The 18,929-nt window shown below is 72.4% G+C and carries 12 protein-coding genes; 8 read left to right on the top strand and 4 right to left on the bottom strand.

All coding sequences use genetic code 11. The features are described 5' to 3' along the window. Window positions 1-33 precede the first annotated feature (33 nt). The 4 genes from V7004_RS07805 to V7004_RS07790 all read left to right on the top strand — a co-directional run bounded on the left by V7004_RS07805 (window position 34) and on the right by V7004_RS07790 (window position 6,090). On the top strand, window positions 34-2,154 hold the full coding sequence (locus tag V7004_RS07805) for a HelD family protein (protein WP_334143187.1): 2,121 nt from the start codon (window positions 34-36) through the stop codon (window positions 2,152-2,154). A 17-nt stretch (window positions 2,155-2,171) separates the two neighbouring features. Further along, window positions 2,172-3,269, top strand: a complete 1,098-nt coding sequence (locus tag V7004_RS07800) for an ABC transporter ATP-binding protein (protein WP_334143186.1) — start codon at window positions 2,172-2,174, stop codon at window positions 3,267-3,269. Between the two features lie 66 nt (window positions 3,270-3,335). Next, window positions 3,336-4,397: an iron ABC transporter substrate-binding protein gene (locus tag V7004_RS07795; RefSeq protein WP_334143184.1), complete on the top strand. Its 1,062-nt coding sequence runs from the start codon at window positions 3,336-3,338 to the stop codon at window positions 4,395-4,397. Continuing rightward, window positions 4,381-6,090: an ABC transporter permease gene (locus V7004_RS07790; RefSeq protein WP_334143183.1), complete on the top strand. Its 1,710-nt coding sequence runs from the start codon at window positions 4,381-4,383 to the stop codon at window positions 6,088-6,090. Before V7004_RS07795 ends, V7004_RS07790 begins: the two co-directional genes overlap by 17 nt. A gap of 63 nt (window positions 6,091-6,153) precedes the next feature. Here the strand turns inward: V7004_RS07790 and V7004_RS07785 are convergent, their stop codons facing one another. Beyond that, a complete protein-coding gene (locus V7004_RS07785; RefSeq protein ID WP_334143181.1) occupies window positions 6,154-6,825 on the bottom strand; it encodes a metal-dependent transcriptional regulator in 672 nt (223 codons plus the stop codon). Between the two features lie 96 nt (window positions 6,826-6,921). Between V7004_RS07785 and V7004_RS07780 the strand changes: the two genes are divergently transcribed. From V7004_RS07780 to V7004_RS07770, 3 genes are all read left to right on the top strand, one after another. Further along, on the top strand, window positions 6,922-11,475 hold the full coding sequence (locus V7004_RS07780) for a DNA glycosylase AlkZ-like family protein (protein ID WP_334143180.1): 4,554 nt from the start codon (window positions 6,922-6,924) through the stop codon (window positions 11,473-11,475). 67 nt (window positions 11,476-11,542) lie between these two features. Beyond that, entirely contained in the window at window positions 11,543-12,895 is a 1,353-nt protein-coding gene (locus V7004_RS07775) for an NAD(P)/FAD-dependent oxidoreductase (protein WP_334143179.1), read from the top strand. Then, window positions 12,882-13,268: an SgcJ/EcaC family oxidoreductase gene (locus V7004_RS07770; RefSeq protein WP_334143178.1), complete on the top strand. Its 387-nt coding sequence runs from the start codon at window positions 12,882-12,884 to the stop codon at window positions 13,266-13,268. Before V7004_RS07775 ends, V7004_RS07770 begins: the two co-directional genes overlap by 14 nt. Here V7004_RS07770 and V7004_RS07765 read toward each other — a convergent pair. Genes V7004_RS07765 through V7004_RS07755 form a run of 3 tightly spaced genes read right to left on the bottom strand, consistent with a single transcriptional unit; the run spans window position 13,256 to window position 15,132 of the window. Then, entirely contained in the window at window positions 13,256-13,957 is a 702-nt protein-coding gene (locus V7004_RS07765; RefSeq protein WP_334143177.1) for a response regulator, read from the bottom strand. The two genes, V7004_RS07770 and V7004_RS07765, sit on opposite strands and share 13 nt — an antisense overlap. 11 nt (window positions 13,958-13,968) lie before the next feature. Further along, complete coding sequence (locus V7004_RS07760; protein WP_334143176.1) at window positions 13,969-14,364, bottom strand: pyridoxamine 5'-phosphate oxidase family protein; 396 nt, start codon at window positions 14,362-14,364, stop codon at window positions 13,969-13,971. Window positions 14,365-14,367: 3 nt separating this feature from the next. Next, window positions 14,368-15,132: an ABC transporter ATP-binding protein gene (locus V7004_RS07755; RefSeq protein WP_334143174.1), complete on the bottom strand. Its 765-nt coding sequence runs from the start codon at window positions 15,130-15,132 to the stop codon at window positions 14,368-14,370. 117 nt (window positions 15,133-15,249) lie between these two features. On the opposite strand from V7004_RS07755, the gene V7004_RS07750 reads away from it, so the two are divergent. Beyond that, window positions 15,250-18,804: an AAA family ATPase gene (locus V7004_RS07750; RefSeq protein ID WP_334143173.1), complete on the top strand. Its 3,555-nt coding sequence runs from the start codon at window positions 15,250-15,252 to the stop codon at window positions 18,802-18,804. Window positions 18,805-18,929: the final 125 nt, after the last annotated feature.

The following is an 18,929-nucleotide window of genomic DNA, read 5'->3' as shown; positions in this document are numbered from 1 at the left end:
CCCTGTCCCGGCTCGTCTCCGTCCAGGAGCCAGATGACCGTTCATCCCGATCTCGAGGCTGAGCAGGCGTACATCGACCACGCGTACGAGTGCCTCGAAGCCACCCGCCAGGCAGCATCCCGGATGACGACCATGGTCGAGGTGGGCCGCGGGGGCACCGAGCAGGCCCGCTTCGAGCGCGACGTGATCTGGGACACCATGGTCCACCGGCTCGCGCAGCTGGATCTGGGCGAGGCCGCGCTGTGCTTCGGCCGCATCGACTTCGAGCCCGGGGCCCGCAACGGCGACTCGGGCACCTACCACATCGGTCGCATCGCGGTGGCCGACGCCGACCAGGAGCCGGTCATCGTCGACTGGCGGGCCCCCGTGGCGGAGCCCTTCTACCGGGCTACCGGCCGGGAGCCGATGGGGTTGCGGCGCAGGCGGCACTTCGCCACCCGGGGCCGCAAGCTGCTCGGCATCGAGGACGAGCTGTTCGGTGACGCGCTCGACGCGCTGGGCCTGGCCGAGGCCCCGGGCGAAGGTGAGGCCCGGATCAGCGGCTACGGCGCGCTCATCTCGGCGCTCGAGACCGCCCGCACCGGGCGTCTCGCCGACATCGTGGCCACCATCCAGGGCGAGCAGGACGAGGTGATCCGGGCCGAGATGCCGGGGGTGCTGGTGGTGCAGGGCGGCCCTGGCACGGGCAAGACGGTGGTGGCGCTGCACCGGGCCGCCTACCTCCTGTACACCTACCGCTTCCCGCTGGAGGGCCAGGGGGTGCTCGTGATCGGGCCCAACCGCCTGTTCCTCGGCTACATCGAGCAGGTCCTGCCCTCGCTCGGTGAGGCCGGGGTCGAGCTGGCGGTGCTCGCCGATCTGGTGCCCGACGTGCGCATCAACGCCTACGACACCGGTGTGGCCGCCCGGGTCAAGGGCGACCTGCGGGCAGCCACGCTGCTGGCGCGCGCCATCCGCGATCGGGAGCGACCCTTGCGCGACGACCTGGTGGTGCCCTACGGCGTGCAGCGCCTGGTGCTCGACCGGGCGACCAGCCGCCGGATCGTCGACGAGGCCCGCCGCCGCTACCGGCGCCACAACCCGGCGCGCCGGTTCGTGGAGGGCGAGGTCTTCGCGGCGCTGGCGGCCAGCGGCCGGGGCAACGTGCCTGTCGCCGAGGTCCGCGAGCGCGTGCGCCAGGAGCCGCGGGTCCGGGAGGCCCTGGAGTGGATGTGGCCGGTGCTCACCCCTCCCCAGTTGCTCCACGACCTGTTCGGGTCGAAGGCCCTGCTGCGCAGCGCCGGCCGGGGCCTGCTCACCGACGAGGAGATCGACGCGCTGCACCGCGAGCGCTCCGATCGGGTGGAGCACGTCGTGTTCACCCACGACGACGCGCCGTTGCTCGACGAGGCCCGTGAGCTGCTCGGCCCCCGCCCCCGTCGGAAGCGGGCCGGTGAGGCGCCCGCCGACGACGACATCCGCACCTACGGCCACATCGTCGTCGACGAGGCGCAGGACCTCTCGCCGATGCAATTGCGCATGCTGTCGCGGCGTTCGTTGAACGGCTCGATGACCATCGTGGGCGACATCGCGCAGGCCACCGGGCAGTGGGCGCACGCCAGCTGGGACGAGGTCCTCGAGCACCTGCCGGCCAAGCGTCCGGCCCGCCGGGCCGAGCTCACGCTCGGGTACCGGCTGCCCGCGCCGAACATGGCCCTCGCGGCGCGGGTGCTGCGCGAGGCCGCGCCCGACCTGCAGCCACCCCGGTCCATCCGCGAGGACGGCTCCCCACCGCGCATCATCCGATCGGGCTCGCCCGCCTCGCTGCTGGGCGACGTCGTCGACGTCACCCGCGAGGAGCTCGAGGCCGTCGATCCCGGTCAGGTGGCGGTGATCTGCCCGTCGTCACTGGTCGAGCAGGTGAGCGACGCCCTCGACGCGGCCGGCCTGGAGCACGGTCGCGCCACCCGGCACGGGTTCGACCAGCAGATCACGGTGGTGCCGGTGAGCCTGGTCAAGGGTCTCGAGCTCGACGCCACCGTGGTGGTGGAGCCCGCCGCGATCGTGGACGAGGAGGCGCAAGGTCCGCGGGCGTTGTACGTCGCGCTCACCCGGGCCACCAAGCGTCTGGCGCTCGTGCACCATCGCGACCTGCCTTCCGCACTGAGGGAGTAGGGAGTGAGGCCGCGACCGTGAGCTCTCCGGCGGTCACCACCCGACCACTCGGCGCCCAACCCGTGGCGGTCGCCGGCGTGGACAAGTCGTTCGGCTCGACACCGGTGTTGCGCGGCGCGTCCCTCGAGGTTCAGCCGGGCCGCATGGTGGCCCTGCTCGGGCCGAGCGGGTGCGGCAAGACCACCCTGCTGCGGATCATCGCCGGGTTGGAGACCGCCGACGCCGGGACGGTCCGGGTGGGCGATCAGGTGTTGACCGGCCCGGGGGTGCAGGTCCCTCCCGAGCGGCGCCGCATCGGCATGGTCTTCCAGGACTGGGCGCTATTCCCGCACCTGTCGGTGGCTCGCAACGTGGCCTACGGGCTGCCCCGCGGCCCCAGGCGCGAGCGCGACCAGCGGGTCGCCGCCGCGCTGGAGATGGTGGGCCTCGGCGGATTGGGGGACCGCCAGCCCGGCACCCTCTCGGGAGGGCAGCAGCAGCGGGTGGCACTGGCCCGCGCCATCGCGCCCGAGCCGCAGGTGCTGCTGCTCGACGAACCGTTCTCCAACCTGGACACCGCGCTTCGGGTCCAGGTCCGCACGGAGGTCCATCACCTACTGGTCGAGCTGGGCATCACGACGGTGTTCGTCACCCACGACCAGGAGGAGGCCTTCGTGCTCGGCGACGAGGTGGCGGTCATGTACGGCGGGGTGATCGTGCAGCAGGCGACCCCGGCGGACCTCTACCGGGCGCCGGCCACCCGGTGGGTGGCCGGGTTCGTCGGTGAGGCCAACCTGGTTCCCGGTCAGGCGAGGGGTTCGCGGGCCGAGACCTCCTTCGGGCCCGTGCCGCTGCGCGAGGCGGCGTCGGGTCCGGTCGACGTCCTGGTCCGCCCGGAGGAGCTGCGGGTCGACCCGGGGGACGAGGGGGAGGCGGCGCGGTCGCTCGCCCGGGTGGAGCTGGTCGAGTTCTACGGGCACGACACGGTGTACGTGCTCCGGCTGGAGGGTGGGCTCACCCTGCGCTGCCGCCAGGGGTCGGCGCCCCGCTTCGGGCGCGGTGATCAGGTGGTGGTCCGCTACGACGGCCCGGCGACCATCGCCTATCCGGCGCACGCAGATCCATCGGGTCCCTGATCCGGCCTGGCTAACCTGTTAGGCAGGCTTTACACCTGGCCAAAGGGTCATCTACCCTTCCCGTCCATGCGACTCGTCCCCACCTGGTTCTCCCGGAGAGCGGGCCGACGGCGGGCGACCGGGCCGGCCGCGCTGCTCGCGCTGGTGCTGCTCGCGGTCCCGCTGGTCGGTGCTGCCTGCTCCAGCGGCGGTGACCGCCCGAAGCTCGTCGTGTACTCCGGTCGCACCGAGGAGCTCATCCAGCCGCTGATCGACCGCTTCCGTGACGAGACCGGCATCGCCGTCGAGGTCAAGTACGGCGATTCGGCTGACCTGGCTCTGCTGATCGACCAGGAGGGGGACCGGTCCCCGGCCGACGTGTTCATCTCGCAGAGCCCCGGGGCCACCGGCTTCCTCGCCGGAGCCGATCGACTGCGGCCCCTCCCCGAGGAGGTCACCTCCCAGGTGGCGCCCGCGTACCGGGCAGCCGACGGCACCTGGGTCGGCTTGTCGGGGCGGGTTCGGACCCTCGTCTACAACAAGAACCTGGTCGACCCGGCCACCCTGCCGCGGTCGGTGCTCGACCTCACCGACCCCGCCTACAAGGGCAAGGTGGCGGTCGCACCGCAGAACGGATCCTTCCAGGACTTCGTGAGCGCGATGCGGGTGCAGCTCGGCGACGACCGCACCGTCGAGTGGCTGCGTGGCATGGCTGCCAACCAGTCGCCGGTGTTCGCCAACAACACCGCCATCGTGGCCGCGGTGGGCCGGGGTGAGGTGCCCATGGGGCTGGTGAATCACTACTACAACGTCCGGGCCCAGGCCGAGGATCCCAACGTCGCCAGCGTCAACTACTTCTTCCCGGACGGCGACATCGGTTCGCTACTGCTCGTCACCGCGGCCAGCGTGCTGCGCACCAGCGCCAAGTCCGACGACGCCGAACGGCTGGTGCGCTTCCTGCTGTCGGAGGACAGCCAGCGGTACTTCGCCGAGAAGACCCAGGAGTACCCACTGGCAGGCGGCGTGGCCCCTCCGGCGAGCTTGCCGCCGCTCGCGTCCCTCGACGTGGACACCGTCGACTTCGGCCAGCTCGGGGCGGAGTTCCGCAGCACGATCCAGATGATCAAGGACAGTGGCATCGAGCGCTGAGGTCGGCACGGCACTGGGGGCCGAGCCGATCGGGCCCGCCCCCGCTCCCGCCGATCTCGGGCTGGGCGCCCGGTCGCCCGGATCCACCCCGGGCGCCACCAAGGCGCCGGCCCGGCGAGCCCCCTGGTTGCTCGCCCTCGTGAGCATCGGGGTGGCGTCGGTGTTCGCGGCCCCGACCGGCTACCTGGTGTGGCGGAGCACCGACCTCGAGTCCGACCTGTGGTCCACCGTCACCTCCTCGACCACCCTGGAGCCTCTCGCCCGGAGCCTGACCCTGGCGGTGTTGGTCTCCGTGACCGCCGCGGCCATCGGGACCGGCCTGGCATGGCTGCTCACCAGGACCGACGTGCCGGGCCGCCGGGTCTGGCGCATCCTCGCGCCACTCCCCCTCGTGATCCCCTCGTTCGTGGGCGCGGCCGCGTTCCTCGCCGCCCTCGCTCCCGGGGGGCTGGTCGAGGAGCTGCTCGCCCCGCTGGGGGTGGTGCGCATGCCGCGGCTGTCGGGCCTGCCGGGCGCGTGGTTGGTGCTGAGCCTGTTCACCTACCCCTACGTGTACCTGCCGGTGGCCGCCCGGCTGGGCGCGCTGCCACCCTCGCTGGAGGAGAGCGCTCGCCTGCTGGGGCGCCGCCCGACCGCGGTGTTCCGCACGGTGGTCCTGCCCCAGGCCGCCAGTGCCGTGTGGGCCGGGGCACTGCTGGTCTTCCTGTACGCCATCAGCGATTTCGGTGCAGTGGAGCTGATGCGCTACGGCACCCTCACCCGGGAGATCTTCTCCACCCGCCTCGACCCGGCGACCTCGGTGCCGCTTAGCCTGGTGCTGGCGGTGGTGGCCCTGGTGGTGGTGGCGGCCGAGCGGGCGGCGGGCCGGCGACGGGCCCGCACCGAGGCGGTCCGCCAGAAGCGACCGCTGCAGGTGCCCCTCGGGCGATGGCGGTGGCCGGCGACCGGTGCGGTGGTGGCGGTGCTGGGCCTGGCCCTGCTGGCGCCGGTGGCGGTGCTCGCCTACTGGGCAGGGCGAGGGCTCGCCAACCCGGGCAGCGGCACGGTCGAGTTGCGCACCGATCTCGGCGCCCTCGGCGCTCCGGCGTTCAACACCATCAGCGTGAGCCTCGTCGCCGCGGTGGTGGCGGTCGTGGTGGTGATGCCGGTGGCCTACCTCACGACCCGGCACCGGTCGCGGGTGAGCGGCGTGTCCAACGCCTTCGTGGTGGCAGGCTTCGCCCTGCCGGGGCTCGTGGTGGCGCTGGCGCTGGTGTTCTGGACGCTGTCGTCCGGCCCGTTGGCCGGCCTGTACCAGACCGTGCCGCTGCTGATCTTCGCGTACGTGGTGCACTTCGGGGCGCAGGCCATGCGCGCCGATCAGGTGGCCGTGGGGGCGGTGCCCCGGCGCCTCGACGACGCAGCCCGGATGCTCGGCGCGGGGCGGGCCCGGCGGTTCGTCACCGTCGAGCTGCCGCTGATGGTGCCGGGGCTGGCGGCGGGCGCCGGGCTGGTACTGCTGTCGGCGATGAAGGAGCTCCCGGCGACCCTGCTATTGGCCCCGCCGAACTTCCAGACCCTCGCCACCAGGCTGTGGAGCGCCAACGAGTCCAACCACTTCGCGCAGATGGGCCTCACCGGGCTGGTGCTGGTCGCGCTCTCCGGGCTGCTGACCTGGCTGCTGGTCGTGCGCCGGGCTGACCGGCTCGATTGAGTGCTCCGACCGAGCCGGCCGGAGCCGTGATCGCCGGTCGGCTCAGGGCCCCGTGGCTCCCACTCAGGTGGTCGTGACCAGGATCCGCTCGCTGGCGAACGAGCCGATGCCCACGTGTTTGCCGTCGATCTCCACCGTGGTGGTGCCGTCCGGCGACGACGCGGTGACGACCCCGCGCATGCCGGGCTGCAGCGACGACTCCTCGAGGAACTCGAGCAGGCCGGGCGTGAACTCGAGCTCCTCGGGGATGCGCGACACCGTGAACGACGACCCGACCTGCACCTCGTTGAGGGCCACGGTGGCCGGCGGGGTGTACGCGGTGCCGGGGATGGGGTTGCCGTGCGGGCAGGTGGTCGGCTCGCCCAGCAGCCGGGTCATCGCCGCCTCGACCCGGTCGGAGATCACGTGCTCCCACTTGCCGGCTTCGACGTGGGCCTCGGCCCAGGACAGCCCGAGCACGTCGGTGAGGAACCGCTCGGCGAGGCGGTGGCGACGGACCACCCGCTCCGCGAGCTGCAGGCCCTCGTCGGTGAGGCGGATGGCGCCCCCGTCGACGCCCACCAGGCCCGCCCGCTCCAGGCGGCGGATCATCTCCGAGACCGCCGGCCGCGACACCTCGAGGCGCTCCGCGATCCGGGCCTGGATGACCTCCACGTCGTCCTCGCGCAGCTCGAAGATCGCCTCGCAGTACTCCTCGAAGGCGGGGTGCCACTCCGGCGTGCGGTAGGTCGCCATCGCTCTCGATTCTACGCCGCGACCCATGGAGGGCCCCAGGGTCAGTGCCGGTGAAGTGCCGGTGAAGTGGTCATCGACGACCGGTACGGTGAACGGGTGATCGCACCCGGGCACGACGGCGCTCTCCAGACGTTCTCGCCTCCGGTGCGCGACTGGTTCAGGTCGTCCTTCCCGGCCCCGACCCCGGCCCAGGAGCAGGGCTGGCCCGCCATCGTGGCCGGCGAGCACACCCTGATCCTGGCGCCGACCGGCTCGGGCAAGACGCTCGCCGCGTTCCTGGTGGCGATCGACCGGCTGGTTCGTGAACCGCCACCCGACGATCCCAACCGGCGTACCCGAGTGGTCTACGTGTCACCGCTGCGGGCTCTCGCGGTCGACGTCGAGAAGAACCTGCGCGCCCCGCTGCGGGGGATCGCCCTCGCCGCCGAGCGGCTCGGCGTGCCGTTGCACACGCCGACGGTCGGGTTGCGCACCGGCGACACGCCCGCGGACGAGCGGCGGCGGCTGCGACGCCAGCCCCCCGACATCCTCATCACCACCCCCGAGTCGCTCTACCTGCTGCTCACCTCGTCCGCCCGCGAGACCCTGCGAGGGGTGGAGACCGTCATCGTCGACGAGATCCACGCGCTGGCCCCCACCAAACGTGGCGCGCACCTCGCCCTGTCCCTGGAGCGGCTCGCCGAGCTGGTGGAGCGGCCGTTCCAGCGCATCGGGCTCTCCGCCACCCAGCGCCCGCTGGACGAGATCGCCCGGTTCCTCGGGGGCTTCGACGAGTCGCACCAGCCTCGCCCGGTCACGGTCGTCGACGTCGGGGTCCGCAAACCCATGGAGCTGGAGGTGGTGGTCCCGATCGAGGACATGGGTGCGCTCGGGGAGCTGGTCGAGGACCCCGACGCGGGCCCGCTGGCGCCACGGACCCGGCGTTCGATCTGGCCCTCCATCCACCCTCGGCTGCTCGAGCTCGTGCTGGCTCACCGGTCCACGATCATCTTCGTGAACGCCCGCCGCCTGGCCGAGCGCCTCGCCACCCGGCTCAACGAGCTGGCACTCGAGGGCCGCAACCGCGCCGGTGAGGGCGACGGCACCGCCCCGGTGCCGGAGCAGGAGCTGGTCAAGGCACACCACGGGTCGTTGTCGCGCCAGCGGCGCCTGCAGATCGAGGACGAGCTCAAGCAGGGGCGGCTGCGGGCGTTGGTGGCCACCAGCTCCCTCGAGCTGGGCATCGACATGGGAACCGTCGATCTCGTCGTGCAGGTCGAGTCGCCCGGCGCGGTGTCGACCGGGTTGCAGCGGGTGGGGCGCGCCGGCCACCAGGTCGGCGAGCCCAGCCGGGGCAAGGTGTTCCCGAAGCACCGGGCCGACCTGCTCGAGACCGCGGTGGTCGTCGAGCGCATGCAGCAGGGGCTCATCGAGTCGACCCGCTACCCCCGCCAGCCACTCGACGTGCTCGCGCAGCAGATCGTCGCCATGTGCGCGCTCGACGAGTGGTCACTCGAGCGCCTCGCCGCCGTGGTGCGCCGAGCCGCGAACTTCGTGGAGCTCTCCGACGAGGTGCTCGAGCGGGTGCTCGACCTGCTGTCGGGTCGCTACCCCTCTGACGAGTTCAACGAGCTGCGACCGCGACTGGTGTGGGAGCGCGCCGCCGGGGTGCTGCGGGGCCGGGCGGGCGCGCAGCGGCTGGCCGTGACCAACGGGGGCACCATCCCTGACCGCGGGCTGTTCGGGGTGTTCCTCCCCGACGGCACTCGGGTCGGTGAGCTCGACGAGGAGATGGTGTACGAGAGCCGCCCGGGGGAGACGTTCCTGCTGGGCGCCAGCACCTGGCGCATCGAGGACATCACCCCCGAGCGGGTCGTCGTGACGCCCGCCCCGGGCGAACCGGGGAAGATGCCGTTCTGGCACGGTGACGGGCCGGGGCGGCCGGTGGAGGTGGGTCGGGCACTCGGGGCGTTCGTGCGGGCGGTGCGTGCCGATCCGGCCGGCCAGCGCCAGCGCCTCATCGACGAGCTCGGCCTGGACCGCTGGGCCGCGGACAACCTGATCGCCTACCTCGAGGAGCAGGCCGAATCGTGTGGCGGAGTGGTGCCTGACGACCGCACGGTGGTCGTGGAGCGCTTCCGGGACGAGATCGGTGACTGGCGGGTCTGCATCCTCACCCCCTTCGGCGCCCCGGTGCACGCCCCGTGGGCCATGGCCATCCAGGCCCGCCTTGCCGATCGGCACGGCATCGACGTGGAGCTGCTGTGGAGCGACGACGGGATCGTCATCCGGCTGCCCGAAGCCGTCGAGGCCCTCCCCTACGACGAGCTGCTGATCGACCCCGAGGAGATCGACGAGCTCGTCATCGCCCAGCTCCCCTCCACCGCGATGTTCGCCGCTCGCTTCCGGGAGTGCGCAGCCCGGGCCCTGCTGCTGCCCCGCCGCCGGCCGGACCGGCGCACACCGCTGTGGCAGCAACGCCAGCGGGCGGCCGATCTGCTGGCGGTCGCCGCTCGACACCCCGAGTTCCCGATCCTGCTCGAAGCCACCCGCGAGTGCCTGAACGACGTGTTCGACCTGCCTGCGCTGCGCGAGGTCCTCGCCGGCCTGCGCGCCCGACGGATCCGGGTGGTGCCGGTGGACACCCCTCGCGCCTCGCCCTTCGCGCAGTCGCTGCTGTTCGGGTGGATCGCCGTGTACATGTACGAAGGCGATGCCCCGCTCGCGGAGCGCCGGGCGGCTGCCCTGGCGCTCGACCGGGACCTCCTGCGGGACCTGCTCGGTGCCGAGGAGCTGCGCGACCTGATCGACCCGGTGGTGCTCGCCGAGCTGGAACTGGAGCTGCAACGTCTCGCCGAGGGCCACCGGGCCCGAGATGCCGACGAGCTCCACGACGTGCTGCGCACGGTCGGTCCGCTGTCACGTGGGGAGCTCGAGGCCCGGGCCGAGGGGGTCGCTCCGGTCGGGCGGTGGGTGGACGAACTGGCCGCCCAGCGCCGGGTGATCGACGTGGTCGTCGGGGGTGAGCGGCGGGTCGCGGCGGCCGAGGACGCGGCCCGTCTGCGCGACGCGCTGGGGACCGCCCTGCCGCTCGGGTTGCCAACCGCGTTCACCGATCCCGTCGAGGACCCGGTGGCTGATCTCGTCGCTCGCTTTGCCCGCAGCCACGGCCCCTTCCTCACCACCCAGGTCGCCCGGCGCTACGGCCTGCCCGCCGACCGGGCCCGCGCCGCGCTGGAGCGACTGGAGGGCGACGGCCGGGTGGTGCGCGGCGAGTTCCGGCCTGGCGGCGTGGAGCGCGAGTGGTGCGATGCCGAGGTCTTGCGCACCCTCCGGCGGCGGTCGCTCGCCGCGCTGCGCAAGGAGGTCGAGCCGGTCGAGGCGGGCACCCTGGCCCGCTTCCTGCCCCGATGGCACGGGCTCGGCGTGCCCCGGCGGGGCATCGATGCGCTGGTGGAGGTCATCGGCACGCTCCAGGGCGCGGCACTGCCCGCGTCGGTCCTCGAGACCGACATCCTCCCGGCCCGCCTCTCCGGCTACCGGCCGGCGGACCTCGACGCGTTGTGCACCGCCGGCGAGGTGGTCTGGATGGGGGCGGGGCCCATCGGGAGCACCGACGGGCGGGTGCGGTTGCTGTTCCGCGACCAGGCCACGTTGCTCACCGACCGATCCGGGACGTGGGAACGGCCGGACGGCGCCGCCGCCGACGCGATCCTCGCCCATCTGCGTGAGGCGGGCGCGTCGTTCTGGCCCGACCTGGTGGCTGCGGTGCACCGAGCTGGCGCGCCCTACGACGACGACACCGTCCTCGACGCGCTGTGGTCGCTCGTGTGGGCCGGGGAGATCACCAACGACTCGCTGTCACCCCTGCGGAGCTGGCTGCAGGGCACCCCCCGCCGGGGTGTCGCCCGGTCGAGGTCCGGTCTGCGGTCCGGCCCCGGCGCCGTCCGGTCGCTGGGTCGCCGTCCCGACCTGCGACGACCGTCGATCGGCTCGCTCAGCCGTCTCGGCCCCCCGGCGGCTGCCGGTCGGTGGTCCCTGGTCTCGCCGGTGCTCTCACCCCCGCCCACGCCCACCGAAGCCGCGCACGCGCAGGCCCTGCAGCTCCTGGAGCGTCACGGCGTGCTCACCAGGGAAGCGGTGCTGGCCGAAGGGGTGGAGGGTGGTTTCGCCGCCCTCTACCCCGTGCTCCAGGCGCTGGAGGAGCGGGGTCAGGTCCGCCGGGGCTACTTTGTCCGTGGTCTGGGCGGCGCCCAGTTCGCGCTCCCCGGCGCGGTCGACCGGTTGCGTGCCTGCCGCGAACCCGACCCTGACGACCTGGTGCCGCTGGTGCTGAGCGCGGTCGATCCCGCGCAGCCCTACGGCGCGGCGCTGCCGTGGCCCGATGCCGCTGGCCGGCCTGCCCGGACACCGGGCGCGTACGTGGTGCTGGTGGCCGGGGATCCGGTCGCGTTCCTCGAGCGTGGGGGCCGCACCCTGTCCACCTTCCCGGCCGCGGCGCAGCACCCGCACTGGGTCGAGGGGTTGGCCGCGCTGGTGAAGGACGGTCGGGTCCGCCGGCTGGAGATCACCCGCGTCGACAGCGAGCCGGCGTCGGCGTCGGGGCTGGCGGCCCAGCTGCGTGAGGTCGGGTTCGCGCCCAGCCACCGGGGGTTGGTCCTGCGCGGCTGACGTGGCACGCCCGCTGCCCAGGTGCGCGCCCTGCCCGTGGCAGCCCCGGGGAGGGCATCATGGTGCGATGCGGGCACGACCACACGTCGTCGTCGTGGGCGCCGGCTTCGGAGGGTTGAACGCGGCCAAGCGTCTCGAGCGGGAGCCGGTGGACGTCACGGTCATCGACCGGCACAACTACCACCAGTTCCTGCCCTTGCTGTACCAGGTCGCCACCGCGGGCCTGAACGCCGCCGATGTCGCCTACCCCGTCCGAGCGTTGTTCCGCCGCCAGCGCCGGGTGTTCTTCCGGAAGGAAGAGGTGGTCGGTGTCGATCTCGACCGCCACCAGGTCCGGCTCGCCGGCGGCCCGCCGATCTCCTATGACTACCTGATCCTCGCGGCGGGCTCCACCACCGCCTATTTCGGTGTCGAGGGGGCGGCGGAGTTCGCGTTCCCTCTCTACACGCTGGAGCACGCGGTCATCCTCCGCAACCACATCCTGAGCTTGTTCGAGGCCGCCGACTCGGACCCGTCTCTGATCGAGGAAGGCGTGCTCAACATCGTCGTGGTGGGTGGTGGTCCGACGGGTGTGGAGGTCGCGGGCGCGATGGTCGAGCTCGTCGACAAGGTGCTTGCCGACGACTTCCACGACCTCGACGTGCACCGGGCGCGGATCATCCTGATCGAGCAGATGGACCACCTCCTCGGCGCGTTCAGCGACCGATCACGGCAGTACGCACTCCGGGCGCTCGAGAGTCGCGGCGTCCAGGTGCGCCTCGGCACCACCGTCAGGCGGGTCACCCCCACCGCGGTGCACCTCGTCACCGGTGAGGTGATCCCGACCCGCTGCCTGGTGTGGGCGGCAGGAGTGCGCGCGGGTGAGCTGGCGGAGCACGTGGCGGTGACCCGCGGGCGGAGCGGGCGCATCGTGGTGAACGCGGATCTCTCGGTCCCGGGTCACCCCAACGTGTTCGCCGTGGGCGACCTGGCCGAGATCGACGACGGCTGTGGTGGTCGCCTTCCCCAGCTCGCGCAGGTGGCCATCCAGAGCGGGCGGCACGCGGCCGAGCAGGTCCTGCACACGATCGAGCGCCGACCCCGCACCAGCTTCCGCTACCTCGACAAGGGCACGATGGCCACCATCGGTCGCCGAGCGGCGGTGGCCGAGCTGCCCGGTGGTCGCCGGCTCACCGGACCGGTGGCCTGGCTCGCCTGGTTGGGGCTGCATCTCGTGTACCTGCTCGGGGTGCGGAACCGCCTCTCCGTCTTCGTCAACTGGGCCTGGAACTACCTGACCTGGGACCGTGGCCCCCGCCTCATCCTCCGCCCGGAGGTGCTGCCCCACGCGCCACGCCCGCCGTCCGACGCGAACCACGTGGGTACGCTCGCCGGCGACACCAGCCCCCCCGATGGAGGATCCGCCGATGCCGAGCCCTGAGGAGATCCGCGCCGTGGTCACCCGTTACCTGGAGGCGATGAGCGCGGGCGACAAGGAGGGCTACGTGGCCCTCTTCGCTCCTGACGCCACCATCGAGGACCCGGTGGGCACCGACGTGCATCGGGGCCACGACGAGATCCGGGCCTTCTGGGACATGGTGCACACCCTGTCGTCGTCGATCACGCTCGTGCCGACCGGCCCGGCGCGGGTGGCTGGCCGGGAAGTGGCGTTCCCGATGCAGGCGATCAGCGATGTCGGGGGCTCGAAGGTCGTCGTCGACATCATCGACGTGTTCGCCCTAGACGACGAGGGTCGGATCACCTCGATGCGCGCCTTCTGGGATCCTGCGGAGATGCGCCCCTACGAGGGTTGACCAACCTGACCCGCCCCATCACCTCGATGTCGGTCGCGCCGGTAGCGGCGTAGCTTGGCGATGGCGGACGCAGCCTGCAGGTTCACGTGCCGCACCGGTACGCGGCGTCGACCGGCGATCTCCTCTGGCGCGCTGCCACCCGCGAGGCCTGCCAGTACCTCCTGTTCGTCCTCGGTGAGCGACGGTGGGGGCACGGGGCCGGCGGTCTCGGTGCTGAGCGCCTCGAGCTCCGCGAGCGCCTGTTGCGCCCACCGCCGGCTCGGGAGCGCTTCCCCCCAGCCGACCCGCCGCAGGGCATCGACCACCCGGTCGGCCAAGTCGGCTTCCAGCACGACGCATCCGATCGCGCCGGCGTGGAAGCCCCCGTCGGTGTCGTCATCCGTGGGGGCGGTGAGCAGGAGCCGCACGGCGGGGAGCGACTCGGAGACCTGCGCACACACGTCCATGCCGTCGGGGTCCGGGAGCCGGACGTCGATGAGCGCCACGTCGGGGACCATGGCGGTGATCCGTTCGAGCGCGTCACGCCCTGTTCCGGCTTCACCCACGAGCTGGAGATCGGGCCGGGCGGCGACGGCGTCGGCCAGCGCGGCGCGCTGGTGCGCGTCGGGCAACGCCAGCACGACCGTGGTCGTCATGAGCGCCGAGTCGGCGCCTTCATCGGCGATGTCGGACTCCGAGTCGTCGCCCATCGTTCGCTCGTTCATGCCCGACCGAGGACCCGGTCGACCTCGATCTCGATGGCCACCCGATCATCGCGCGGTCTGGGTGGTTGGTAGCGCTCGGCGTAGCGGCGGACCGCCTCGCTCACCCGGGCCGGATCATCGGTCACGGTGGCCGTCCCTTCCAACGTGATCCACCGGCCGCCGTCGACCTGGCACACCGCGGCGCGTGACCGGGGGTTCGCTCGCAGGTTGGCCGCCTTGCGGCTCGACGCGAAGGAGATCACCCGCACGATCCCGGCGTCCCCGTCCCAGGTGAACCCGATGGCCACCACGTGCGGGCTACCGTCCGGTCGCAGGGTGGTCAAGGTGCCGATCCGGCGCTCCTCGAGGAAGAGCCGCACACCGTCGGGGAGGTCGGAAGGGTCGAGGGCCACGCCTCACTCACCGAAGCGCTTCATGCGATCGAGCACCCGCTCCGCGGTCGGGGCATCCATGCGGTCGACGATGCGCCCGTCGGCCAGGAACACGACGTGGTCTGCGTGCGCGGCCGCGGTCGGGTCGTGGGTCACCATCACGATGGTCTGTGCGAGCTCGTCGACGGCCCGTCGCAGGAAGGCGAGCAGCTCGGCCCCCGACCGCGAGTCGAGGTTGCCCGTCGGCTCGTCCGCGAAGACGATCTGTGGCTTGCTGGCGAGGGCCCGGGCGACCGCGACCCGCTGCTGCTGGCCTCCGGAGAGCTCGCTCGGGCGGTGGTGCAAGCGATCGCCGAGACCGAGCGTGGCGATCACGGTGTCGACGTGGAACCGGTCGGGCCTGCGGCCGGCCAGGTCCATCGGCAGGGTGATGTTCTCGCCGGCGGTGAGGGTCGGCACCAGGTTGAACGCCTGGAAGATGAAACCGATCGTGTCGCGCCGGAGGATGGTGAGCTGCTTCTCGTTGAGCTGTGACAGGTCGACGTCACCGATGAGCGCGCGCCCTGCGCTCAACTGGTCGAGGCCGGCGATGCAGTGCATCAGCGTCGACTTGCCGGATCCGGACGGCCCCATGATGGCGGTGAAGCGGCCTCGTGCGAACTCGACCGTCACCCGGTCGAGCGCGCACACCGCGGTCTCACCCTTCCCGTAGACCTTCGTGGCGTCGATGGTCCGGGCGGCGATGCTCGCGAGGACCGGCGGGGGCGCAGTCGTGTTGCTCGCGGTCACGGCTGCCCAGCCTAGGAGGTCGGTGAGCCGTCGATGCCGGCAGCTCTGCCGGTTCAGCCGGTCCAGGTCGCCCGAGCCCCCACGGCCTCCGGGATGGTCGGGCCGTATGCTGCGAGCATGACCTGCCCGGCGTGCGGCGCGAGCGTGGCCGCCGGGGCGCGCTTCTGCTCGTCGTGCGGTCACGCACTCGAACGGCGAGGCGACGAACGGCGGGTGGCGACGGTGCTGTTCGCGGACCTCGTCGGCTTCACCACCCTCTCCGAGCAGCGCGACCCTGAGCAGGTCAAGAACCTGGTCGATTCGTGTTTCGAACGGCTGGTGGAGGACATCAACCAGTTCGGGGGCCAGATCGACAAGATCGTCGGCGACGCCCTCCTCGCGCTCTTCGGCGCACCGATCGCCCACGAGGACGACGCCGAGCGCGCCGTGCGGGCGGCGCTGCGCATGCAGGAGACCGTCTCGTCGTATCGCGACGCGACCGGTGCCGGCGTGCAGCTGCGCATCGGGGTCAACACCGGCGAGGTGCTCGTCGGTTCGTTGCGGGCCGGTGGCGACTACACGGCGATGGGTGATGCGGTCAACATCGCCCAGCGATTGCAGGTGTCGGCCCGCCCAGGCAGCGTGGTGGTCGGTCGCTCCACCCATGCCGCGACCCACCACGTGATCGGGTACCGCCCGCTCGGTGCGATCGCGGCCAAGGGCCGCGAGGAACCGGTCGAGGCCTGGGAGGCGCTTTCGACCCTGCTCCCACCGGGGTACCGCCCCCGGCGGGTGCAGGCGCCGTTCGTCGGCCGTGACCGCGAGCTCGGGTTGCTCGCCCACGTCATCGACGGGGCAGCGGTTCGCCGGCGAGGGCAGCTCGTGCTGCTGCTCGGTGAGGCGGGGGTCGGCAAGACCCGGTTGGCGCAGGAGGTCGCGGACCGGGCGCGACGTACCCGGGGAGCCGTGGTCTACGAAGGTCGCTGCGTGCCCTACGGCGAGGCCAACGTGTGGTGGCCGGTCGCCGAGGCGCTGCGCCAGGCATGTGGCATCGCCGCCGACGATCCGCTCGCGGTCGCCTCCCAGCGCGGCGCCGAGGCGGTGTCGGCGGTCCTGGGGGTGCCAGCCGACGCCGCGGAGGTGGCGCGGATCGCGACTGGTGTGCTCTTCCTCATGGGTTACGAGGTCGCGCTACGGGAGATCGACGTGCAACGGGCACGTGAGGAGGCGACCCGTGCCGTCATCGACTTCATCGACGCCTCGGCGAGCCTGCATCCGGTGGTGCTGGTGCTGTCCGATCTCCACTGGGCCGACGACGTCGTGTTCGAGCTGCTCGACGTGCTCGTCGATCGGCTGAGCAGGTCACCGATCATCGTGGTCGGGACCGCCCGCCATGAGCTGCACGAGCGCTGGCGTCCCCCGTGGGGACGCCACGACGGCCTGGTGCTGAACCTCGATCCGCTCGGTCCCGATGCTGCAGCCGCGTTGCTCGACGCGCTGGCCGAGCCCGAGCTGGCGCCCGAGGTTCGCCAGCAGCTGCTCGATCGCGGCGGTGGCAACCCCTTCTACCTCGAGGAGCTGGTGGCCCTGGTGAGTGCTGCGGATGGCACCCCCTCCGGCCCGAGGGGTGGTCGAGAGGCGACGATCGATCTGCCCGACACGCTCCGAGGCCTGGTCGCGGCACGCATCGACGGCTTGTCGGCGAGTGAACGGTCCACGGTCGAGGACGCGGCCGTGTGGGGACGAACCGGGCCGGTGGTGGCGCTCGAGCGGATGGCGGAGGCGATCCGGGGAGGGTGGGTGGCCACGGTGCTGGAGGCCCTGGTCGACCAGGAGATCCTGGTCGTGGAGGGTGCCCGCTGGTCGTTCCGGTCCGACCTCATCCGTGAGGTGGCCTACAGCACGCTGACCAAGGCCGACCGGGCCAGGCGCCACTACGGCATCGCCGCGTACCTCGAGCAGGCTTCCCCTGATCGGCACGAGGCGACCGAACGCACCGTCGACGTCATCGCCTTCCACTACGCCGCGGCGGCGGAGCTCGTCGAGGAGTTGGGGCCGGTCGACCAGGTGCCCCCGGACATCACCTCGAAGGCGCTCGACTGGCTGGAGGAGGCTGGTCGGCGAGCGCAGGTGACCCAGGTGCTGACGGTGGCGCAGCGGCTGTACGCCCAGGCGATCGCACTCCTCGGTGACGTCGGTGACGACCCGGATCAGCAGGCCCGGCACGTCCGGCTCCTGCTGGGTCGTGCGCAGGCACAGGCCGGCCTGCGTCAACTCGACGGCGCGCGGTACGACGTCGAGCGGGCGATGGCATTGACCCGCGCCCTCGGCGACCGCCACGCGGAGGCGAAGGCTCTGCTGGTGCGAGGCGACGTCGAGCAGAAAGCTGGTGAGCTCGAGCAGGCGGCGACCACCCTCGGAGAGGCCGAAGCTCGCTTCGCTGAGCTCGGCGACACCGGGGAGATGGCCGAAGCCCTGCGCTTCCGGGGCATGACCTACATCTTCCAGGGCGCCCACGACGACGCCGAGCGGTGCATCTCGAGGGCGCTCGAGGCGTACCGATCGCTCGGTGATCGCCGAGGGGAAGCGTGGGCGCTGCAGAATCTGGCCTGGATCTCCTACATGGGCGGCCAGGCGGGTGAGGCAGAGGAACGGTTGACCGAGTCGGCCGATCTGTTCACCACGCTGGGGGACGTCGGTGGTCTCGGTTGGGCGTTGGGCCTGCTGGCCTTCGTGCGCTTCCACCAGGGACGCCACGCGGAGGCCGAGGAGCTGGGTGCCCGGGTGCTGGAGCAGGCTCACGCCCGTGGGGATCGCTGGGGCGAGGGGATGATGCTGGTGCTCATGGCGTCGGTCCGGCTCTGGTCTGGTCGGGCCGACCGGGCGGTGGAGCCTGCGGGACGCGCCCGCGAGCTGTTCGCCACCATCGCCGATGCCCAAGGGTCTGCGCAGGCCGAGGTCACCTACGGCCGTTGCCTGGTGACCGCGGGAGATGTGGCCGAAGGCTTGGCGGTCCTCAGCTCGGCCACTGAGCGTCTGCCCCAGAGCCTCGACCGCGACGGGATCCGTGCCCTGGTGGCTGCCGGTCTGGCCGGTGCGGCAACTCAGATCGGCGATCCCGCTCTCGCCTCCGAGGCGCTGGCCGCGGCTCCGGCGGCGTGGGACGCGCGCAGCATCGGATGGGGTGAGCGCGTGGCCGCACACGGGCTCTCCTTGCTCCAGCTCGGCGAGGTCAGCGCGGCGATCGAGCAGCTCGTGCCGGTCGTGTCGGATCTCGACGGAGGCTCGTTCCCGTACGGCCAGAGCTCGCTCGCGCTGGCGTGCGCGGCCGCCGGCCGCCGCCGTGACGCGGAGCAGCTCCACGAGCAGGTGGAGAGCGAACCGAGAGCCACCTACCTCGACCGGGCGATGTCCCGGCTCGCGGTCGAGCTGGCGCGTGCCGGCGAGGGGGATCGCGGTGCTGCTGATGGCCTCGCCGAGCTCATCGCCGATCTGGACGGCACCGACGACCGGGTGGCCCAGGCGGTGGCCCGGCTGGCCGAGTCGATGGTGCTCGAGTCCTTCGGGGTCCCCACGGGCGAGCTGGCCGCGCAGCTCGCGGAGCAGCGGCTCGAGGAGCTCGGGATCATGGCCGAGGGGTGGCGAACGGTCTTCCGGGTCGCGCTGGGTGCGAGGGACCGCGCCGGGACGTGAGCCCGCCCGTCACCCCTGCCCGTGCTGATGGCAGGCCTGCGGGCGAGATCGTGGAAAACGACCGAGAGGGCCCTCGAGGGCCCTCTCGGGAGACCTCCGGTGGGGGGAGACCGGGAGGCCTAGAC

Origin of the sequence: Rhabdothermincola sp., assembly GCF_036846205.1 — a bacterium.
Classification (GTDB): Bacteria; Actinomycetota; Acidimicrobiia; order Acidimicrobiales; family Acidimicrobilacustridaceae; genus Rhabdothermincola.
This window is presented reverse-complemented; position numbering and strand designations above follow the sequence as displayed.